The following is a 21118-nucleotide window of genomic DNA, read 5'->3' on the forward strand; positions in this document are numbered from 1 at the left end:
ACTATGTCTTCCGTTTTTCGGCATAGTACTGATACCGTTGTACTGATACTAAAAGACACTCAGCATTCGTCAATTTAACCTTACGGGATATGGCTTCTATGCTTTTAATTAGATGCTTGAATCGTGGGATACTTGTCCTGATATGAAAAATCACCTGAAATCCCTGTGTTTACAATAAGTTTGCGGTTGTAGTATCGGGTGAACAAAGTAAGGAAAAAGGAGGGGAGTATCCCTGCTGAAAGCAGGGGTGCTATCCCTCCTTGAATTTAAAGTGTGAAGTAAGTACACGGCCATTTGGCCTTGAACAGCAGCTTTTAGGGGGAGCTAATCAAATCCACAGGTTTAAGTATCTCTACTAGCCAAAGGTCACAAAAGAAGGGAGGCTGAGGTGATGAAAATCAAAAACCTCACGGAGAGAGATCAGAATATTTTGCATGCTCTGTATCGTTTCAGGACGTTTACAACACCGCAGATTTACAGGTTGTTTTTCAGTAACAATAAGACGAGGGATTACTGTTGGCAGAGAATGTCTTATTTGAAGCGGGATGGGTACATCATGGCAAAGCCGGTCGTGAAGAACGGTAAAAGAGATACCCATTCTTACTTCTTGACTGCTAAAGGAATGGAGACACTTAAGAGCAAAGGTATTGTAGACAAGACTGCTTTTGCTAAAGATCTGCAGCTGTCAGGTTACCGGATGATTTACGCGAACCTGGTCAACGAGATTTATGTACAGTTGAAACCCTACGGTTTTGAAATGTGGGACAGCAGACAAGTGAAGAACATTTACGAACTGGATCGAAATAGCCTCATTCAAGGGTGTCTTGTAGCTCCGGACCAAAGAGAGTATGGAATATACCTTCTCACTGCTGATCCAGAAGAAAAGACCGTAGCGAAGGTGATATCAGAAATCAAAAAGAACTTCAACATAAAGTACTACATGGTGCTTTGCTCAACTCCTGACGCATTTACAAACTTTGAGCGCGTGCTCAAATATGAAGAGACTCGAATTCGTTCCAGTGTAAGTCTGCTTCCGTATGATGATGCGTTAATCGTTCTCAAGACAATTGGCACTGAAGAACAGAGGGTAGCTCTCTATCAAAAGTATGGTGCGGTGCGAAATGTCGAGAAGGGTGCTTTTCCATATACGGTGGTCCATAACGGGGAAGTGAAATATGTTTGTGAAAATTTGCACAACAGTACAGGGGTACGTAGAAGATTATCTCTATATACTTCTCATGAATTTAAGAGAGAAGGAAGGAAAGTTTTACTTTTGATACGTAAAGGGTTCATGCAGGAACTGCAGGAAGAATTTAAACATTATCCTCACTTTGAGTACAAAATTATTCTAAAGTCGGATCTGCTAGATCAGATAGAATCGAGAGAATACCCCCAAATTTAACATTGTGAATTAAATCACAAAATATCATATTATATTCTGAATGAAGGGTAGTGAGTTTTATGGATTTTAATCTTTTGGTGGAAACAGCAAATCAGCAGCAGACCGAAGAAGCATTTATACAGCTTATTTCAGAAGTACAACAGTTAGAGGAAATGTTCCTTCTTATGAGTCCTGGTAACAAAGAAGTGCCATTCTTTGGGGAGGAGGATAATAAGAATTGGATGTATGTCTATACCAGCTACCCACAACTTGAAACAAACGCGCCTTTGATCTTTCAAGAGAGTGTACAGCTCCACTATGTTAAAATTCCTACTCATGAATTGCTACCTTGGTTAGTACAACATCAAGAACATGGGGTATATGGGGTTCGAATAAATGAAGGTCCATTTGGGTTCTGGATTTCTCTATCAGATCTAAGAAACCTTATATCTGAAACAGGTGTAAGTGTGGAACAAGTGACGTCCCCCAAAAATGAATAATAGTAACCAGCGTATTGCACATAAGAAATTGGATTCTATCTATGCAGTGTAAGGCGCAGTGTGATATCATGTACTACATGAATTACACTACATTATGACAATATCAGATGCTACTCGCGAACGTTAATTTAACGATGGCGCACCTTATAGAATCTGAATCGGACGTAAATGGATCTTGGTTTACGAAATTGTCTAATTAGTATGAACACCACAGGGTTTATTGTTGGTGAAGATACTATTACAAGAGCACAGGAGATTAGTTGAAGGTCTTTGAGTTCCTATTTCTCGCTATGCTATTGACGAATGCAAGACAAACCTATCACAAAAAATTAAATATGGATTCTGAAGAACTGAATTCCAATGGGATTCGGTTCTTTTTTATAGAATCAAGTCCGCGAAAACTATAAAACCACTGAGGAGGAAGGTTTTAATGATTAAGACAAGAGGAGTAAGATAGCTACTATGATTGTTGTAGTGATACTGTATGTTACGCTGTTAAGTTCAGTTGCGTCCGCAGACATTGAAACAGTTAAAATTCATTCTTATGATCAATTAACAGGAGTATTACATGAAGCATTACAAAGTCATACCAAGGAGATACACTTCGATTTGTATGATTCTACCGAGAACATCGAAAAGAAAATATTAGATGCAGCGGATAAGGTTAATTACTATGGAGATTACATCAGTCAGACTCGAAATATGTTCTATTGGAGTTGGCTAACGTTTGGTCCCAACTTATCCAAAATCGAATTCCGAATTACATACTTTGAGACACCGGAGCAGACTCAATATGTGGACCAGGTAGTGAACGAAACGATAAGTTCCATCATTAAGCCTGGGATGGATGACTTTACAAAAGAAAAGGTTATTCATGACTGGATCGTGAATCGACTGAGTTACGATTACGGTCTGATCGAACAATCCGCCTTTGCTGGTATAGTCCCCCCCTACAAAACAGTTTGTCAGGGTTACAGCTTGTTGGCTAACAATATGCTAAGCAAAGCAGGTATCGAGAATAAAATCGTTTACGGTTGGAATGAGGGATCTGCTCATAGTTGGAACTTGGTAAAGCTGGATGGCCATTGGTATCACCTCGATGTCACCTGGAACGATAACGGAAATAGTTATGATTACTACAACTTAACCGATGACCAGATTAGTAGTACGAGAACGTGGTTCCGAGAATACTATCCGGCTGCAGGCACAGATTTTAAAGTCGCGTTAAAACAGAAGCATCGTCAAGGCAAGAATGTCTTGGAATTTGCAGCCATGGGACACCTATTCCGCAGTTTGTATAAACAATCCAATAATGACTAATTTAAATTGACCACTTGGGGGAAGAAGTATGACTACGCAAGACAAGTTAGACAAGCAGGAACAGATTGATAAGAACTTTGATATTATCGATGCTTATTTGTTCGGTAATGCTCAAGATGATGATCTTCGGAGAAAAGCAATAAAAGCATTGATTCATGAGAATATGGATTTGATTGATCTAAGATTCAATTCAGCTGGATTAGCTAGTGTGATTTGAACTTAAGAGCACATTAATGGAGAATGATACATAGAATCAAGGACACGTAATAGTGGTCCTTCTCAATAAAAAATGATTAAAGGCAGCTCACTTCATGTGATGCTGCCTTTTTTTGTTTTAGGGTGTACCACACAATTCAAATTGTTAAAGAGGAGGGATCATCAATGGGTGCAACATTCACTTTATCTGAAGAGATTGATGTCGTGGTGAAGAAGCTTGTTGAACAGGAGAAAGAATTTAAGATTCTTAGTGTTGCAAAGATTGTTACCAGGTTCAGAACCGGCACCTGGTATACACGGGGGAAACTCATCTATGCGAAGACGAAAATATTAAGCATGTATGAGCGCTTTGAGATGGATGCTGAGATTTTGATATTGGTTAACAAGCGTATGTGGGAACTTCTTACTGATCAGCAGAAGGAAGCATTAATTTTTCATGAATTATGCCACGTAGAGGCCTCGGTTGATAAAAATGGCGCTCCACGAAATTCACCAAATGATGGACGGCCTGTCTACAGACTGTGTAGTCACGATCTAGAGGAATTTAAGCTTGTTGTAGAAAAGTATGGGCTCTGGCGTCCGGATGCTCAGGAGTTTATGGATTCTGCTAAGAAGGGCGAGCAGTTAACGATGGAGTTTACTCCACAAAACCACAAAAAGGAACCTAGCAGCAACGTTATCCATTTACGCGCAAAATAAGTCTAATCCTCTAAGGGACATAATGACGATCTATTGTGTCCCTTACTCCATAATCCCCCCCTCTTGGATAATAGGTTTAAAGAAATCGAATTGTTTTCATAAGCAGACTAACAACCAGTTAACCATTGCCTATGTTGCATATTTCGTTTTGGGCATCAATTTTCCTTATACCTGATTCCTTTCCATGAATGGTGCCAGTCATCGTACTAAAAATCACATGCATTTCTAATCGATGTTTATAGTTAATCTTTACGCAATGAATTTGATAACCCGTATTGGTGTAGTTCCTACCACATAGTAAGATAGGATAGGTAACGATTAACATCAGGAATGGGAGAGAATGAAATGCCAAAGGAATTAACGGATTTAGAGGATCATGCGGTGTGTATGTCCTGTGCTGAGCATATTTTCAAATTCTTTGAAGCAGTATGGAAACCGATTACCCTGTATGAACGATTCGTACAAAATCATACAGCATCCATAGCTGGGGAAGCATGTTGTGCGATCTGTAACCATCAAATGTCTAAACATGAGGATTTCTACAGGCTTTCTGTGGAAGAGCAATTCCTTATACCTATCGCAGATAAGTTGTCAGAAGATATTGGTGGTTGCGAGCATTGTAACGGAAATGAAGATTCTTATCACCAAGCTGGAGAGTACCTGTCGGTGAATGGTGTACCTGATTCATTAATCCCCCTATTTCTTTCATTGCTGAAGTGTCCATGTGGCTTTGGGAGACATCATCCCGATAGAAAAGATTCTCATAGCGAGGTATTCACCAAGTATAGTGTCCTCTATACCAAACAAGAAGTAGACTCGTTGTATAGATTTGATGCGAAAGAATTCTCAGAATTTGCAGAACAATATGGAGAGAAAATTACTGCTGAAGATTTACAAGACTTCCGACAAATACTTAGAACAAATCCGACGCTTGCGTATCATCATTGTACGGGTATAGCGATCTATAATGTCCTGAAGGAGCATTTCGACCACGGACATGTCCGTATCATAAGTGCCGGACAAATGGATCTGTACCGCGGAAGAACTAGACCAACGGATTCAGAAACCCCTTATAGTATTCGAGATCTATGGACTGCGCCAACCGGCAAGTCATCACACGGGAGATATAATTTCATTGGGGTACCCGTGTTGTATCTCGCAGACTCAGTGAACGCTATTCCTTATGAAATTAATCCCGCACACGACCAGCTAATAGATATAGCGACATTCACAATTATGCGGAGAGAACTTCGCTTATTTGATCTGGGTGAATTCGATCCGGAGTTTCAGGGTTTCTTTAGTGAATCCAATATGGAGACTGAACAAACGAGGGTGAAATCTGCATACCTATTACCCAACTACATTGGAGCATGTTGCAGCCACATTGGCTATAATGGCGTAGTCTATGCAGGTGTACATGATGTCGAAGGTTTAGAACCGTATACCAACTACGCTTTATTCGACATGGACTATGAACTGGATTTATCTTCTACGTCACGTCCAGTCAACACGTACCAACCGATAGTTAACATTACACTGAAGCTCCAGGAACAGAAGCGGCCAGAAGAACATTTCTAAATGTATTCGTGTGCAAGTGCAGCTCACTACATCCAGAGGAGTGAGTCCTGCACATTTACATGCACGCTTCAGGTATATATGAACTTGTTTAGTAAAGGAGAAGGCCTACCAATGAGTAAGGTGATCATACGTAAGCCAGGCCTTTAATTGGTATTTTGAGGAGGTCAATACATATGTACAACAAAACGTTATGGTCAGAGCTAAAGCCAGGCAGTTCTTCAAGCGATGATTCAGAGAACGGGGTAGAAAGCTTCAACGATTATATGGCTCGCGTCGGCCATCTTGTCCCAAACGTGCCGCGCAATGTGTTGGAACACTGGATATACAGGCACTACACGCATATCTTAAACGAGTACATTGAATTAGGGATTGAGAATATGAGATTTATTCAAGAGTCTTGGGAAAGCGATCGTATATACAACGATATCAAATCGTTTAAAGGTGAAGAATTGGGTGGCATGGGATTTCACGTTTATGAGATAGAAGATGAAGATGATGCAGAGAATTGGTTGGCTGATTACATGCGGGATCAACGTACATGGCCCACACCTATCATTGTATTGAAAAACGTTGAACTCGATTTGTTGGGGGAGCCTTATCACTTGATGGAAGGTCACCGGCGATTAGATTATTTAAGGGAGGTATACCAGGAAGAGAGAACAACGTTAAAATCACTACACCAAGTGTGGGTCACGGAAATCATAAAATAACATCAAGAATGATTGGATTGATTCCTCTAAACATATTGAATCATCACGCCAAGCTAAAGAGAATGGATAATGGCAATTTAGCAGCTCGCTTTCTTGCTCATGAGCATTTTGTAATACTAATATACTCAACTTTCGCAGCTACAAATTAGCTTGAATACCTTGTGGCTGTAAGGAAAACGTATGTTTTTTTCATTTCTTGACAAAAAAACACCTTCTTCGTTTGGTATCATGGAAGTACGACCAACCATGCAAACAAAGAAAGGTGTGTAATAGTCATATTGAAAAATTGTGTAAATCATTTGAGTATCCTTTTTGCAAACAGATATTTATTCTTCCAATAGGGTAGATTCATGTCCGTTAAGAAAACATTTGAGGTGGGCAAACAATGCACCATCTTTTGTTTGTTTGCATAAATAGCAACATGTCCAACGCTGCCGGAAGCTGGATTTCGATCAGGAATATGAAAAAATATTAAATCACCCGGACGTAGATCATTCTTATTAACATCGAAGCCCTTCTTTGCTTGATCTCGTGAGGTGCGAGGCAGTTTGATGCCAAACTTTGCGAAAACCATTTGGGTAAACAATGAACAATCCAACTCTAATGGAAGTGGATTGCGTTTGAATTGCATCCCAACAAAAATCTTGGCATAGGTGAAGATTTTTAAAGAATGGTTCATACTAATCCAACCACTGTGTATAGAAGGAAGCAGGGGTGCTTGTTTTATTTAGGTTACCCCGCATTAGACACATGCTTGCTTCTCCAGCAAAATAACTAGTATACTTGCCGGCAGGATGCCGATAACCTTCGCGATGCAGCCAAGCATGTTGTAAAGATCCTGCAAGAAAAAGGTCGCTAACACTAGTCTTTGCTAAGTCTGTTGCATTGATTGTTACTGAGAGGGAACTTTTTTCAGGATCAGAAGCATTAACACCTTTAATTGTTGAACTCCCCGATTTTTGATACATGATATAAGCTTTCGCAGATCTGCCAAAACCGTTTGCTGTAATTTGTGTTGTAAAGCCATCCATTTGAACAGCGGCAGCGGCAGAACCGTTTGCGAGTTTTTCTTCAAACCAAACGGGAGCTAAATTGAACCTTGCATATTTGTTGCAACACTCCTGATAGCGTGAACGTTCCTCACCATTAGCTAATTCCGAATAATGACTATCCCAAGAAGCAAGAACAATACCAGCCAATAGTTGAAAGCGACGAACTTGTAAATCGGTAAATCTCGTATCTATATAAAATGTCATAAACTCTGGCAATCCTTCTCCCACAGGTGCATCAGGAACACTAACCTGTATTTTTCTGTAGATCGCAGAGACATGAGCTTTTGGTAAGCGGCGTATTCTTTTTTTCGTTTTCAAAATGTACCGACTCCCTTCTACATCCTATACTATGCAAAGCTAATAATAATTGACTCAACTTTCGCAGCTTAAATTACCGAACAAACCCTTGATGTACAAGGGTAAATCAGCTATCCACTGCTGGAGTTGACACAATACCTTTTGCTTGCCAACTTTGTTCGTTGTTTCAGCTAACGTTAAGAATAATGTCATCAGTTGTTGGAACGCAGTCTGGTAGTCCAAATCACGGACTTCATCCGCGTAGAGGTAAAATAGCCCGCCAAGCGTACGCGTATCTCCGGTTTGTCGTCGCTCAATTTCCATCACCAAGTAGCGGCTAAACACGACGGTCGTATGACTGATCAACATATCAAAGGAACGGCCTTGAAACTCGGTTCCTAATTTCAAATAGCTTTTGGTTACCTTAAAGAACGTCTCGATGCTCCATCGCATGCCATAAATGCGCACAATTTCATTAGGGTCTAAAACAAGATTCGTACTGAGAACGGCCAGCCACTCACGCCTTTTGTTTCGGTTTTGGACAAAGACGAGCTTAAATTGGCATGCCACATGATGACTGAACAACAGCGGAACTCCAAATGGAAGTTTTCTTGTTCTTCGGTAGGGTTTTGTAAAGTTCACTCAGCGTCAGACGTCTTCCTTAGTACGTGTAAAGTTGCTTCATTTCTTTGACCATACCAATCGAGTTTAGTCCTTCAGCCATGAGCCCTCGAATGAGCGGCATCTGAGTAAACCAGCTGTAGATCAACACATAATCCGCTTGGAAGCCAGTTCGTACCGCGCGCTGAATCAAACCAAGGGCAGCATCTGGCTTATGCGAAAGCGCCTCAACGCGTCGTTTGTATCCGTGACAGCGCTTCGTGATCGCTGTCGTCATCTCATTTAGACGATTCACAAGTTTGGCTGACGAAAGCATCACAAAATCGATCGGAGCGAAGCTAAATCCATCGGACCACCCCAATGTTAGCAACGTGTAGCCTCGGGTAAATCGCCCGGTTGTATGGTCGAACACTCTGGCAAGTAGCTCCGCTTTCTTACTGCGATTGCGCTGTAGTGTAGAATCATCGATGATGAACACTTTGACACGTTTGGTTGATGTAAGCGACGTAAACTGTCGTACCACCTTCAAACTAAGCGAATGAAGAAAAGCACGCCACGCAAAGCGGGGATGATTCAAGAAACGATAGACCACATCTTTGCCTGGCAACGAACCGCGACGGTTGCTTTCTAGCAGTCTAAACCAATTCTTCCCCTCTAAAACAAGCGAGAATAGTACCTGAAAGACAACGAGAGCAGATAGACCAAAAGACTTGTGAATCCCTGCCTCACGAAGGAGCTTACCGATTTTCAGAGAAGTAAAAATAGATGCAATACGAGACTGGTCAGACAGAGAACGATGGTGTACCATAGATTTACACACCTTTCTTTGTCTGCATGGTTGGTCGTACTTCCATGATACCAAACGAAGAAGGTGTTTTTTTGTCAAGAAATGAAAAAAACATACGTTTTCCTTACAGCCACAAGGTATTCAAGCTAATTTGTAGCTGCGAAAGTTGAGTAATATAGTTTATCTTCATCCCTGGAATAGGGTAAAAGTATTAAGATATGAATAACGGAAAAGTGTTCTTCTATAATAAACAGTTTTTTTGAAAATACCCTATTTAATATACAATAGCTCCGCACATGAAGGATCTATCTAGCCACTTCAAATAATAAATAGTATGATTTTATGAGAAATCGGTACTACGAAGATAGTTTCTACTTGGAGGGTGTACATATGTCGGAAACATTTGAATTGGACCATTGCAATATGTGTGATTCTTGTTCAACTAAGATTATTAAATTTTTCAACGATACAGGCGATCTATGTGAACCCAAAGAGCATTACGTAACTGAGTTAACAGTTGACGAATCTGAAGAAGAAATATGTTGTGAAGTTTGTGGGGTTAAACTGGAGTTCGATGAGGAATATCATGTAGTAATGATTCCAAGGGAGATACAACTTGCTGCTGCGGACGTTTTATCTAGTCGTATAGGTGGCTGCGAACAATGTCATGGACAACAACTAAGAGCGTATGAGCACTCCTATAATAGCGACCCATTTGAAACCGATCCAATTGAAATAGGGGGTAGTTCCTATACCGTCGAGGGTTTCTTGGAATTACACGGTGTACCTGAACCTTTAACCTCTATATTCACTGAAATTATTCGATGTAAGAAGTGTGGTTATGGGCGTTATCCGGAGACTAGCGATAATCCTTATGGAGGCATCTTTGGAAAAGATGATGATTTGTATACGAGGGAAGAAGTGGACGAATTTTACGGCTTAGATGACTTCAACTTCGAAGAATTCTCGGAATTTAGTAAAATGTATAATGAAGATATCTCCACCATGGATATCTATGATCTTAAAGATACACTCTTAAGAAATCCCATGCTCGCATTCAAAAACGCTACAGGAAAAGCGATCTATAATGTCCTTAAAGCTCATTTCGATGCTAAAGGGTACTTTTCACTGAAGCCTAACGGAGTCAAACTCTACCGGGGAAGAACGAGAACGATCGACTCAGGAGATCCGTTTCCTATCGAAAAGATGTGGGCTGCTCCTCAAGGGAAAACTTCACATGGGAGATTTAATTTTATTGGAGCATCGGTCCTCTACGTAACTGATCAAGAGAATGCCATTCCATATGAGATAAATCCAGCGCATGATCAGCTCATCGATGTGGCTACCTTTGAGATTCTAAAGGAAGAACTGATTTTATTTGACCTAGGCTCATTCGATGAGGCTTTTCAAGGTTTTTTTAATGAGGTAAATGAAGAAACCAATACAATCAAGTCAGCCTATTTACTGCCGAACTATATTGGGGCTTGTTGCAGCGAGATTGGGTACGATGGATTAAAGTATACTGGCGTTCATAAATCTACTCAAAACAGTTCCTACATCAATTATGCTTTGTTCGATATGGAGCCAGGTATCGATTTAAAGGCTGTATCAGAAGAAGTGATAACATATAGGCCTAAAATTACGATTGAGCTCGACCTACACCAGTCATCCGAAACAGAAGATATACAGGATACAACCCCATCAGAGGTTGAATTTTAAACTTCAAAAGACAGACAAGAGGAGATCCTATAGTGAATTCACCCACAACCGTTTTTCAAAGAGATGTTGCAATAAAATTAAGCGCGTATTTCTCTAAAAAGATGAATGACTTACAAGTAACTCAACCGGATTTATACGCACGAATAGCTGAGGATTATGCCTATATCTTGCAGAGTATTCCTAACGGAGAAACCATTAATATGGTGGGTAGTGAATTGCAATATAATTGGTTATCGTGTCTTTCTGAACCGGCTACCCATTATACTAAAAAAGATATGACCGACTTGAACGAGGACGACGATACAATTATTTATTCGCCTAGGGTAGATCTGGCTATTACTCCAACGGTTCTTACCAAGAAGAAAAAAAAGCGCAGTTTGGGGGTATACAGACTCCCAACGGACAGAAGTCTTTTTCTTTCGATCAGTCAATGTGACTTCATTAAAGAAATAATTAAGAGACTGCGTGAACAGTCTGATGCCAATTTGCGAGAATTAGAGTTAGGGGAATATAGGCAATTACATAACATTCGGCCGGTACATCTTTTTGGAATTGAGATCGAGAATCAGACTAACCCTAAACACCTGATGGGAGATTTTCTGAATGTGATTAGCCTTTCAAAAATTCCTGTGGTGCTGTTCCCTGAAGATAAATTCGATGGCTGCATCAAAATGTTGATGTTTTCCAAAGCCATTAACCATATAAAGGACATACCTATTTTTGATACACTCCGGAGTGCCCTAATCCTAAAGATTGATCAATTTCGAGACACAATGAATGAGTTTCTAAGTAGAGAAGGATTAGAACTGATTGAAGTATATGAATACAGATGATTTACACTTGAACACCCTGTAATTTAAGGGTGTTTTTTTCTTTCATACTTTATGAACCCTTCTTGAGGAGTTGTCATTTATAAAATCCATTGTATGTTTCCTGTGTAGGGGAACACCCATCTTACTGTTCCCTTAACTTAGAGATCTATGGATTGGTTCACGAAGGAGGGGTGTATTAGCCAATCCATGTTTCAGAAATGTGGAGATACAAACACGAGTGAGTTGTATTCTTGAGGAGTCATATTCTCTTCTGCAAGTACTAATACCATCTTTTTCTAATCTGGATGGAGGTCGGTATATGAACTATCAGCTGTCACAGTTGTCTGTTATGACTGATCAGCAACTCAATGAAATTATTGCACACTGCTTGGGGTACATCTTGATGGAGGATCATCGGCAATACAACAACCCCATTGCAGAAAAGGTATGGTTCAATCCACAAATAGGGGAATATGTTTGCAGTATAACTGAATTCACCCCCTGTACGGATCACAATGCTCTAACGTTCGTAACACACGAAGTACTTCACCAAGATGCCGGTGCGTATATAAACAACTTGGTGCACATTCAAGGGGTGACGAAACACTACCGCTACAATAATCCAAATAAAATATGGACAATGACGTTAGAGGGTATCAGTGTTTTATTGAAGAGCTCCCCTAGAAATTGTGTCATTGCGGCTATCCTTGTACTGCAATATCGGATTTAGAGCATACTTAGGAAAGCTATCCTCAGAATTGTTGAGGGTAGCATTCTTTACTTTTTCGAAATCCACATAGAATAAAGATATAAGCATATTAGACTGGAGGAGTTAAGATGAACCAGGAACAGTTGCAACCCAATTACTATTGGATACGCGTCTTTGATTACAAATTTGAGAGAGATCAATCGGATAAGGGTGTGATGCTCGATGAGTTCTATACAAAGGAATTAACAGACCGAGAAAGTGTTAAACAGTTAGTAAAAGATCGGTATTGTAAGTCAACGGGTGAGAAGATAGGATTTGCTAAACCTAAAAAAGAAAAGAGCGGGATGTACGCAATCATTATGGAGAGTGATCTCTTCTTCTATAATCGATTCTATGCCACGATCAATACACCTTGCTTCGTCTGTTTAGGAAATATAGTAGGGAAGGCCAGTACTTTTCCTAAAGCCTATATCGGTCCGAGAATGGGTTACCAACCCGGAGATGACGTATTTATGGATCTAACGATTACAGCATATTTTTGTAGCAGTGAATGTCAGCAGAATTACTACCGTATAAAGTCAAACCAAGAAGGGGAGTTTCAATTCCGAGAGGAAGGTGATCAGGGTGCTGTATATGGTTATGTCTATCTTATATACAATCGCAGTGAGAAGCATGGAAGCATGGTGGATCAAGAAGTATGAGATGGAAAATTTCAAAGTCATGAACATTGCTAAGCCAAAAATAACAGTCGAGGATCTTCGTGAAAAGTTCAATGATATCGTTGTGAAGCAAGAGCAATTATCGCTAGATGATATAATATAATCCCATTAATTGAACGGAAGATACTTCTGTATACCGCTGTTCTCGTTCCTGATCGCACCGCTTTATCGATATAGATTGCGCTCGGGTAACGGATCTCACACTATCCTAGGGGAATCTTTCTCACAGCAACGGCTGACCGAGCATGCTGTGCCCATCTGAAAACCACCCTAACCTACAACTTATTTTTGCTGATCCGTATTCATCCACACCAGGTCGTTAACCAAACGACTCTTTTTTTTCGTGGTTTTACCGTGGAATCAGTGCGTTAGAACTTAGGTAAGGGAAGCGTACCTGCCGGTACTCCCCACTATTTTGGTGCAACTTAGCTGAATTCACCTCTGTACAGATCACAACACGTTCGTAGCACACGAAGTACTTCACCAGGACGCCGGTGCGTATATAAACAACTTGGTGCACATTCTAGAGTTGACGAGATACTACCGCTACAATAATCCCCATAGATTGCTGACAATGACGTTATAGCAAATACGCCTAGATGAGATGATATAATCCCGTTAATTGCAAGGTCAGGATTGAGGGAGCCTCTGGGATGTCCACATTCCGGAGTGATCTTGATATAATCAAGGAGAGATGTAAGAAAGGGTCCATCTACGCCGTATTCCCTCCATTTCATGAAATGCAAAGTATACGGAGTGGTCATTAGGTTATAGGTTCACAAAGAAAGTGATTACAAATCCGGTGGTTAGGGGGAAAGGATTTGAAAAAGTACATAAGACGAATCCATTGTCTTTGTAATGAGAGAATGGATTCCTGTCTAATTGATCAATGGGAAGAAATAAAAGAGCATCAGAAATGGATAGAGTTTAGGATAAGTGAGACAGATCAGTATTATAGAAAGGTCAGACAGGATTGCCTTAACTTTGAAACAGTTGATGATGTGTTAAACTACCATATTGATTATGAGGTCGAGGAATTTCTTAGGACTGAGATGTCAAATCTTCGAGCTACATGTGAATTAGAACCATCCAGCTGCTATAAGGTTGTTGAACATGAACAATACGTATTATTTAATAAGAAAAATGAAATGGATGTCTTACTAGATAAGGTTTCAACACATCATAAACTGATAGGAGATCTGAAGGAACGATTTGAAGATAATAGTAACCTTGTCCTTAATTTCAAAGAAGACAAAGATGGAGAAATTACATGTACTTATTTTAATGTTGATGAGTTTAATATTACAGGTGGCAGTTATCTCTATCTTTCACATCGTGAAGTAATTAATCCTCGTTCAAATATTAATTTCTCTATCAAAGATGGAGGATTGCATATTGTATTTGTAACTTCACACAAGGAAGGAAAGAATCATGGATCGTTTATGTTGTCCTTACTCTTGGATCTGGTTCCAGTATTCAATAAGAAGATAGAGGAGTATAATCTACAATCGTTCAACGAATTAAAACATTTAACATGGGAACAATTCAGGAAGAGTAGATTGTATAAAGAAAAAGTAAATCATATCTATGGAACTATAGGTAGCCCTGGAATATCAGAACTTGAGAAGCTGAGATTGATAGATTTTTATAAAAGGAATGATCTTCATAAAGATGGTGCTATTTATAGAGAGATATGAACTCAGCGTCCACAGATTGTAGTGTTGTTATACCCAAACTGAGGTGTTTGGAATTAACAAGTTTTTCATGAAGTCATTTGTGTTTCAATGTTCAACAAGAGCCGTCATTCTATTTACGTCTATTTCTGATTCTTAGGGAATCTCATTATCAGAAAGGATCATCTACCTCTGGTTTAAGAGTACAGATGATCCTTTTTGTGTGATATTATTAAACATAACCATCTGATAAGGCTGTTACATGTACTGCATTCAGTCGATAGCTATAATGCTCCATTTTTCATCTGCATCAGCCGCAAAATAATAGGTTATAGCTGCCTCTTCAATAGCATTATCTCTTAACATTTCCCCGGTTACGTTAACTAAGATTTGATCTTTGGTTTTATCTTCTGAAATATTATAAATCTTAGTAAATTTATATTCCCCTCCAAAGGTTCCCATGTATGCATCTGCGGTTTTTAAGTCTTTAAAAGTACTACGGAAGGCTTCTTCATCTAAGTTAACTTGAGCATCAAGATTCTTCTTCAAAACTGCCTTAATTTGTTCGTTTAACAAAGGATTATTTTCTTTTTCCAAGTCTATGAAGACACCTTTTTCAAATTTAACCTTTGTTTCGGCTGGTTTCTCAGTGGCTGCTTGTTCCTCAGTTGCTCCGTTCTCTTGTTTGGAAGTTTGATTAGCTTCCGAACTATTCTCTGTTGCGTTTCCACAAGCAGAAAGTGCCACTACGAGTGCCACCGATAGTAAGATAGTTGATGTTTTCTTTTTCATGTTATATCCCTCATTTCTGTGTTATGTTGAAATTGTATATATAAGTAAATAACGATAGTAGTCAGAAAATGTTACAGATAAATAAAAAAAGAAGCCGAATTGGAATCGTCGGCTTCTTTTGAACTTTGTTTTAGCGTAGTGCCATCATTTGATAAACCGGGCGTGGTGTTGAATCAGAACCACTATAAGAGCCCTCTGCTACTTTGTATTGCGAAGATCCACTTCCGTCCAGCATGATACCATCGACCAGAGTCCCCGATCCAATTTTCTCTAGAATAGCGGCCCGGAATTTGGCAGCAGTTGTTTTAGTATCTGTAACCACTAGCCAGAGATTCTTAGTGTTATTGTATACTGCTGCAGTACGACAGGCACCACCATCTGGATTCTGTATGTTCTCTTTATTGGCTTGAGTTCTCCATACTGACTCGCTACTTGATAATTTCAAACTGATCCCCCCTTGGGCCCAGTAGCTATTTCGATTACCGAGTGCAAGTTCACTCGTTGTTTTAACGACTTGTACCGAGAGTTCTTCGTATTTAGCATCCCAGACCAATGTACCTCGTGCATGACTTACGTTCTCTGAACCGCCTGTACCTTGGCCTGTAGGCGCAACAGTGTTACCATTATTCACGGCAATCTGAAGCAAACGTGATCCTTCGAAGAAACCACCGTTAACACCATAAGTGGATTGGGCTGGTACAGAAGATGGTCCGATCCATTTAATGTATACCTCTTTTGGACTTGTCTTAATTGCGTACAGTTTTACTCCGTTTGATGCTGTAACAGTCGAGAATGTATATGCCATTATAATTGCTCCCTTATTATTAGTTTTGAGAAACAAAGGGGGAATCAGCATTGTTCCAGCACTCCCTAGCTGAGAACTTGTTGCCTTTGTTCCTCTCAATAATAAAGGTAATTATCCTCATCACTTAACAACCAAATATAAAAAGTAATGATATACGAAAAAGTAATCCATTGGAGTTGTAAATGTACTTACTCAATATGTTTTATCTGTGATAATGTGAAAGATGTTAGATTTATCCTGCTGGAAAGGATGATGGTATTATAAGAAATTTACAGAATTTCAATGATTAAAAGAAACATACATACTAGGAGGAATAGCAATTGCAACATCTTAGGCAAGATCTACTTAAAAGAACTTTTATTATTTTTAACGTGTTGATTCTATTATTTGTGGTAGCGGTGCAAGTAAAAGCGGAGGCTGCAAGTACAGACTTTGCTCCTGGTGAACTGGAAGCGGGTGCTATCATGCAATGGGGTGGTACAGCACTCCTAGCAGCAGCGGGGAACTCAACCGGTATTGAACCCGCTATTATGGAGCAATTGCATCATTTTGGACTACAGGCTTGGCAAGACGCGGACTCGGCTACCAAAGCCGCGATTACTTCCTCAATCAAGGGACTCGATGAGTTATGGGGAACAAATAGAAAATATAGTCTTCAATGGTCTTCTGATGCGCAGATTTATCTCGTGAAAAAATTCGATGAATATTTTGGTGCGGGAGCCTTAATCAATGCTTCGACACAAAAAATAGAAAAAGTCGCTACGATTAATTCGGTTATTACGAATTCATATGTGGACGCATCTAATGAAACAAAAGGATTTGGTGAACTTGGATTTATGAAGAATTCGTACGGCAAAGATATTTACCTTAGGGAGGTAAGGGTGAATGATTTTGGAGCTATAAGTAGTATAAGCTTTAATGAAACATACTCTTTACCTAGCTCTAGCCCTATAAAAAATGAAAAATACCCTAATGCATTAGCCGCTTATTATGCAGTAGTAAAAGAGGAGTTAGGTATAAAGCCTACTTTAAATAGTGTTAAGCCAACGTTTCAAGTGCATTACCCTTATGCTCGTTATAAAACGTTGTATTTCCCTGAAAATTTTCCAACACGCTTGACGATCCCCGTGTTAAAAGGAATTGTAAATAGCCGCGGAGAAATAACGACTCTTGAGAAACCGAACATCGGTCGAGTAGGGAATAGCCTTACTGGAGAAATTGCGATTAGTTATCCTACCTATATTGGAGATACGGGTACGTTTACTTTGGGAGACGCTGTGACAGTTTCATCTCCTAAAGTGCCGGTCGGTGGAGGGAATGGTAATGGAGATGGGGGAGCAACGGATTCCCCAACATACTCACCACTAGATCTAATGGTTTACAAAGCAATGTTACAATTTATACAGGATTATCGAGTTAACCATTCAAACAATCTGGACCAATTACTTGAATACATGAAATTAAATGATTCGGGTAAGCCTTCAAATAAAGAAGCTTGGAACACCTGGTTGGGAAGCTTTTAAAATCCGGCGTATGCCTTACTAGTCAGTCTACTAGTGAGGTTTTTTTCTTGCTAAAACCCAATCACAATCATGTCTGGTACACCAACATTAGCCTAATTAACCGAAGCAATATCAAAGGAGAATACATATGAAGTATTTAAGAATGTCTATGTTATCAATTACACTACTAATGATCCTTGCAGGATGCTCATCCAATAAGTCTGAACAAGTGGAGCTCAAAGAGATAAAGACGGAGCAACAGCAGCCCATCCAGGTGGAGATATCTGTGAATGCAGAATTCGATAGAGATGATCGTCTCGCGATTAGTGGTAATACGAATCTACCGGCAGATATGGAACTGATGTTATCCGTGAAAAGTGAAGGGGGATACAGCGCTCAGTCGAAGGCCTATGTCAATAACAGTATGTTTCAAAGTGGGCTGTTTACTTCAGGTGGGAAGGGGCTTCCGGATGGTAAGTATATTGTCTCAATCTCTACACCTACAGCCAATGTACAACCTCAAAATGTGAAAGAGATTATAGGTGAACATGGCATCAATCTTTCCGGAGAGTATGTGAAGGATGACGAGATATGGGGAAGAATGGTTGACTACTCTTATGAGTTTAGTAAAGGAGAATCTTCGGCTCAACTCATGCCTGAAGATGATCAGGTTTGGTCCACCATTAATGGATATCTAGCAACTGGCCAATACCTTGAGGTAGCAAAGTTGGTGGAAAAACTATCGAATCCAAGCAAGGATATTCAGATGATGTACAAGTATGCCATGTACCATGTATATGGACAGGACGGAGAAGATGAGAAATCACTTGAATCACTTTATGCTATCCCTAGAGGTTATACCGGTCACAACGCTGACTTGGTTTCATATTACAAATATACCCACGAATCATATGAAGAAGGACGCAGTGATCCAATGATAAGCTTCGATGATTACATAAAACTGTACAAAAACGGAGAGATGGTAAAGGACTCATACGCATCTTACCGCTCTGAAAAAAAGCAATCATCAACTCGAGAAAGCGGCACCTATAGTGGAAACACACAAAGTACAGATACTTACATGGAGAAAACGCCAGTTTATGATGATAGCGGAGACTACAATAAGTATGGCGAGTACAAGCCGGTTGAAACAATGACACCCGATGAACTACAGGAAGAGTTAGAAGGAATTCTAAGTGATGCGATATCTGGGTATTAGACTGCATATAGCAAATTTTAGAATGATAGGGAGTAATGAATAAGCTAACCAATTAATTAGCAAGGCTGTCTTAATAAGATTAGTTCATTTGTAATTGATACTCATCATTTTTACATTAGCTGAAGAACTCTAAAAACTAAAATCGCTTTTTTGGCGATTTTTTTGTTGGTGGAAGAAGGTCGATAAATAGCATTTCTTCTTCTGTAATAGAACGTGGATAGCATAAATATTGAGGGGCAAGAAAAGAGATCGAAGGGACCACCTTGCCAACTGTTGCTAATCGAATATGAAACTTAAACTGATTGATGCAAATTTTAGATAGATTAGAGTGGGGAAATATGAGATATAACGGTTTAAATTATAAAATACAGATTATTTATCTATTAACTGTATTTTATTCGTCACAATACTACATTAAACTACAAAATACACCTATTTACGAAGTGATCGTTATTCCTTCATAATCAGATAGTTCTAAGAAGAATGGAGATGAGGCTTATAGGATGGCGTTACGTATTTTATTTGAATTTCTTGAGTAAGAAGTTCGATTACTACTTAAATAGGTTATGGGTGTTTCACTGACGGAAATAAGGAGATGAAAAACAGCAATGAACTGGAGAAGAGTCATTAAAATAATGCTGATTATATTGGTTGGGGGAAGCGTTGCATTTGAATCTTCCGCTAAAATTTATGCCGATCAGCAGCTATCCAAAGAGCCGTTGATTTATACAGGTGGGTCATTTACGGGGGTTATAAATTCAGATGGATCAGTTTGGAGCTGGGGGGATAACAGATATGGACAATTAGGAAGAGGGGAGATAACAAAGAGAGATCCAGTCCCAAAGTTAGCAAACAATATGAAAGTGAACATTTTGCAAGTAAGTACAGCTGTTGATTCAACATACGCATTAAGTTCTGAGGGAGAGATATTAGCATGGGGGTATAATCATGATTTTGATTTAGGGAACGGTGATGTAAAACATGGAATGATCCCTTCACCTGTACTCAAAAATAGTAATCAGAAACTCACAGACATTATTTCCGTAGACGGTGGGGAACACCATGGAGCGGCAGTTCGAAAAGATGGAACGGTTTGGAGCTGGGGAGTAAATAAACGTGGACAATTAGGAATTGGTTCGAAGTCGAGTTATAGAGAATATGCGACTCAAGTAAAAGGACCTGGTGGTGTTGGTTATTTGAATAATATTGCTTCAGTATCAGCTGGGTATAGGCATACTGTCGCTATTGATGCAGACGGTACACTTTGGGCGTGGGGGGATAATTCCACCGGAGCATTAGGTAAACCGGATATTTTATCGAGTAATATTCCTGTACATTTGGGCGATGCATTTAATCAAGTCAAGGCGATAAGTGCAGGTCTTGGTTTCACCATAGCTTTAAAGTCTGATGGTACTGTTTGGAGTTGGGGATATAACGGTGATGGCGAGCTTGGTGATGGAACGTTACAGGATAGCTATACTCCTGTTCAAGTTAAAGGACCAACTGGGGAAGGTTTTCTCGATCAAATTGTGGCGATTAGAAGCGGGGAGGATCATACTCTTGCTTTACGTGTAGACGGAACAGTATGGAGTTGGGGAGCAAATTATAATGGGCAGCTTGGCGTCCCTTCCGCTTCCTCTAAAGGCAGTAATATCCCAGTACAGATTGAATTAAAGGATGAATTCGGTCGATTCATCGAAATTCAGAGTCTAGATGCTTTCAGCGATCATAGCATCGCCTTATCTAAAGATAAGCAGCTATTCACTTGGGGAGGAAATTCGAGTGGTAACTTAGGTGTTGGAGATACAAAATCTCGGTTAGCTCCAGTCAAAGTTGATTGGCGAGACAGTACACCTGTATACAACACTTCTTATATATATGATGCAAACGGGAGGGTGCTGCGCAAAACAATATCTCAAAAAGAAGGGACCACTTTATATACATATCAGTATATATATGATTTCAACGGCAATCTAAAGAACATCCAAATTGTTATGCCTTAATAAG

At 39.7% G+C, this 21118-nt stretch carries 19 protein-coding genes and 1 pseudogene; 15 read left to right on the top strand and 5 right to left on the bottom strand.

All coding sequences use genetic code 11. The annotated features are described in order from the left end of the window. Positions 1 to 391: 391 nt before the first annotated feature. The 7 genes from HP548_RS12365 (at position 392) to HP548_RS12395 (ending at position 6404) form a co-directional block, all read left to right on the top strand. Complete coding sequence (locus HP548_RS12365; protein ID WP_175381801.1) at positions 392 to 1402, top strand: replication-relaxation family protein; 1011 nt, start codon at positions 392 to 394, stop codon at positions 1400 to 1402. A 59-nt stretch (positions 1403 to 1461) separates the two neighbouring features. Further along, positions 1462 to 1881 (top strand): hypothetical protein, encoded by a 420-nt coding sequence (locus HP548_RS12370; protein WP_175381802.1) that lies wholly within the window; start codon positions 1462 to 1464, stop codon positions 1879 to 1881. Positions 1882 to 2343: 462 nt separating this feature from the next. Further along, positions 2344 to 3201, top strand: a complete 858-nt coding sequence (locus tag HP548_RS12375) for a transglutaminase domain-containing protein (protein WP_175381803.1) — start codon at positions 2344 to 2346, stop codon at positions 3199 to 3201. 28 nt (positions 3202 to 3229) lie between these two features. Next, positions 3230 to 3418 carry a hypothetical protein gene (locus HP548_RS12380; RefSeq protein WP_175381804.1) on the top strand — a complete coding sequence of 63 codons (189 nt, stop codon included), beginning with the start codon at positions 3230 to 3232 and terminating at the stop codon, positions 3416 to 3418. Positions 3419 to 3582: 164 nt separating this feature from the next. Further along, positions 3583 to 4116, top strand: coding sequence for a putative metallopeptidase (locus HP548_RS12385; protein ID WP_175381805.1), 534 nt, complete (start codon positions 3583 to 3585; stop codon positions 4114 to 4116). A gap of 345 nt (positions 4117 to 4461) precedes the next feature. Further along, the gene (locus HP548_RS12390) at positions 4462 to 5694 is read left to right on the top strand and encodes an RES family NAD+ phosphorylase (RefSeq protein WP_175381806.1); all 1233 of its coding nucleotides are present in this window, start codon (positions 4462 to 4464) and stop codon (positions 5692 to 5694) included. Between the two features lie 173 nt (positions 5695 to 5867). Then, on the top strand, positions 5868 to 6404 hold the full coding sequence (locus HP548_RS12395) for a hypothetical protein (protein WP_175381807.1): 537 nt from the start codon (positions 5868 to 5870) through the stop codon (positions 6402 to 6404). 295 nt (positions 6405 to 6699) lie between these two features. On the opposite strand, the gene HP548_RS12400 is transcribed toward HP548_RS12395, so the two are convergent. The 3 genes and pseudogenes from HP548_RS12400 to HP548_RS12410 form a co-directional block, all read right to left on the bottom strand. Next, positions 6700 to 7083 (bottom strand): C40 family peptidase, encoded by a 384-nt coding sequence (locus HP548_RS12400; protein WP_175381808.1) that lies wholly within the window; start codon positions 7081 to 7083, stop codon positions 6700 to 6702. A 1-nt stretch (position 7084) separates the two neighbouring features. Further along, the gene (locus HP548_RS12405) at positions 7085 to 7774 is read right to left on the bottom strand and encodes a hypothetical protein (protein ID WP_217504693.1); all 690 of its coding nucleotides are present in this window, start codon (positions 7772 to 7774) and stop codon (positions 7085 to 7087) included. Positions 7775 to 7828: 54 nt separating this feature from the next. Further along, positions 7829 to 9182 (bottom strand): annotated as a pseudogene (locus HP548_RS12410) (IS4 family transposase). Positions 9183 to 9551: 369 nt separating this feature from the next. On the opposite strand from HP548_RS12410, the gene HP548_RS12415 reads away from it, so the two are divergent. From HP548_RS12415 to HP548_RS12435, 5 genes are all read left to right on the top strand, one after another. Continuing rightward, a complete protein-coding gene (locus tag HP548_RS12415) occupies positions 9552 to 10880 on the top strand; it encodes a hypothetical protein (RefSeq protein ID WP_175381809.1) in 1329 nt (442 codons plus the stop codon). Between the two features lie 32 nt (positions 10881 to 10912). Then, positions 10913 to 11713 carry a hypothetical protein gene (locus HP548_RS12420; RefSeq protein ID WP_217504694.1) on the top strand — a complete coding sequence of 267 codons (801 nt, stop codon included), beginning with the start codon at positions 10913 to 10915 and terminating at the stop codon, positions 11711 to 11713. A gap of 298 nt (positions 11714 to 12011) precedes the next feature. Then, positions 12012 to 12422, top strand: a complete 411-nt coding sequence (locus HP548_RS12425) for a hypothetical protein (RefSeq protein WP_175381810.1) — start codon at positions 12012 to 12014, stop codon at positions 12420 to 12422. Positions 12423 to 12529: 107 nt separating this feature from the next. Next, on the top strand, positions 12530 to 13102 hold the full coding sequence (locus HP548_RS12430; RefSeq protein WP_175381811.1) for a hypothetical protein: 573 nt from the start codon (positions 12530 to 12532) through the stop codon (positions 13100 to 13102). Between the two features lie 839 nt (positions 13103 to 13941). After that, the gene (locus HP548_RS12435) at positions 13942 to 14817 is read left to right on the top strand and encodes a hypothetical protein (protein ID WP_175381812.1); all 876 of its coding nucleotides are present in this window, start codon (positions 13942 to 13944) and stop codon (positions 14815 to 14817) included. A gap of 249 nt (positions 14818 to 15066) precedes the next feature. On the opposite strand, the gene HP548_RS12440 is transcribed toward HP548_RS12435, so the two are convergent. Next, positions 15067 to 15585 (bottom strand): hypothetical protein, encoded by a 519-nt coding sequence (locus tag HP548_RS12440; RefSeq protein ID WP_175381813.1) that lies wholly within the window; start codon positions 15583 to 15585, stop codon positions 15067 to 15069. A gap of 130 nt (positions 15586 to 15715) precedes the next feature. Further along, positions 15716 to 16390 carry a phosphodiester glycosidase family protein gene (locus HP548_RS12445; protein ID WP_079696915.1) on the bottom strand — a complete coding sequence of 225 codons (675 nt, stop codon included), beginning with the start codon at positions 16388 to 16390 and terminating at the stop codon, positions 15716 to 15718. A gap of 320 nt (positions 16391 to 16710) precedes the next feature. Here HP548_RS12445 and HP548_RS12450 point away from each other — a divergent pair, with 320 nt between their 5' ends. The 3 genes from HP548_RS12450 (at position 16711) to HP548_RS12460 (ending at position 21114) form a co-directional block, all read left to right on the top strand. After that, a complete protein-coding gene (locus HP548_RS12450; RefSeq protein ID WP_175381814.1) occupies positions 16711 to 17913 on the top strand; it encodes a hypothetical protein in 1203 nt (400 codons plus the stop codon). A 127-nt stretch (positions 17914 to 18040) separates the two neighbouring features. Further along, positions 18041 to 19111 (top strand): hypothetical protein, encoded by a 1071-nt coding sequence (locus tag HP548_RS12455; protein ID WP_175381815.1) that lies wholly within the window; start codon positions 18041 to 18043, stop codon positions 19109 to 19111. A 608-nt stretch (positions 19112 to 19719) separates the two neighbouring features. After that, a complete protein-coding gene (locus HP548_RS12460; protein WP_175381816.1) occupies positions 19720 to 21114 on the top strand; it encodes an RCC1 domain-containing protein in 1395 nt (464 codons plus the stop codon). Positions 21115 to 21118: the final 4 nt, after the last annotated feature.

The organism is Paenibacillus taichungensis (assembly GCF_013359905.1).
GTDB classification, from domain to species: Bacteria; Bacillota; Bacilli; order Paenibacillales; family Paenibacillaceae; genus Paenibacillus; species Paenibacillus taichungensis.

Excerpts from the sequence above, each read along its gene's own strand:
- HP548_RS12365 (WP_175381801.1), top strand. The coding sequence starts at position 392 with ATGAAAATCAAAAACCTCACGGAGAGAGATCAGAATATTTTGCATGCT.
- HP548_RS12370 (WP_175381802.1), top strand. The coding sequence starts at position 1,462 with ATGGATTTTAATCTTTTGGTGGAAACAGCAAATCAGCAGCAGACCGAA.
- HP548_RS12375 (WP_175381803.1), top strand. The coding sequence starts at position 2,344 with ATGATTGTTGTAGTGATACTGTATGTTACGCTGTTAAGTTCAGTTGCG.
- HP548_RS12380 (WP_175381804.1), top strand. The coding sequence starts at position 3,230 with ATGACTACGCAAGACAAGTTAGACAAGCAGGAACAGATTGATAAGAAC.
- HP548_RS12385 (WP_175381805.1), top strand. The coding sequence starts at position 3,583 with ATGGGTGCAACATTCACTTTATCTGAAGAGATTGATGTCGTGGTGAAG.
- HP548_RS12390 (WP_175381806.1), top strand. The coding sequence starts at position 4,462 with ATGCCAAAGGAATTAACGGATTTAGAGGATCATGCGGTGTGTATGTCC.
- HP548_RS12395 (WP_175381807.1), top strand. The coding sequence starts at position 5,868 with ATGTACAACAAAACGTTATGGTCAGAGCTAAAGCCAGGCAGTTCTTCA.
- HP548_RS12400 (WP_175381808.1), bottom strand. The coding sequence starts at position 7,083 with ATGAACCATTCTTTAAAAATCTTCACCTATGCCAAGATTTTTGTTGGG.
- HP548_RS12415 (WP_175381809.1), top strand. The coding sequence starts at position 9,552 with ATGTCGGAAACATTTGAATTGGACCATTGCAATATGTGTGATTCTTGT.
- HP548_RS12425 (WP_175381810.1), top strand. The coding sequence starts at position 12,012 with ATGAACTATCAGCTGTCACAGTTGTCTGTTATGACTGATCAGCAACTC.
- HP548_RS12430 (WP_175381811.1), top strand. The coding sequence starts at position 12,530 with ATGAACCAGGAACAGTTGCAACCCAATTACTATTGGATACGCGTCTTT.
- HP548_RS12440 (WP_175381813.1), bottom strand. The coding sequence starts at position 15,585 with ATGAAAAAGAAAACATCAACTATCTTACTATCGGTGGCACTCGTAGTG.
- HP548_RS12445 (WP_079696915.1), bottom strand. The coding sequence starts at position 16,390 with ATGGCATATACATTCTCGACTGTTACAGCATCAAACGGAGTAAAACTG.
- HP548_RS12455 (WP_175381815.1), top strand. The coding sequence starts at position 18,041 with ATGAAGTATTTAAGAATGTCTATGTTATCAATTACACTACTAATGATC.
- HP548_RS12460 (WP_175381816.1), top strand. The coding sequence starts at position 19,720 with ATGAACTGGAGAAGAGTCATTAAAATAATGCTGATTATATTGGTTGGG.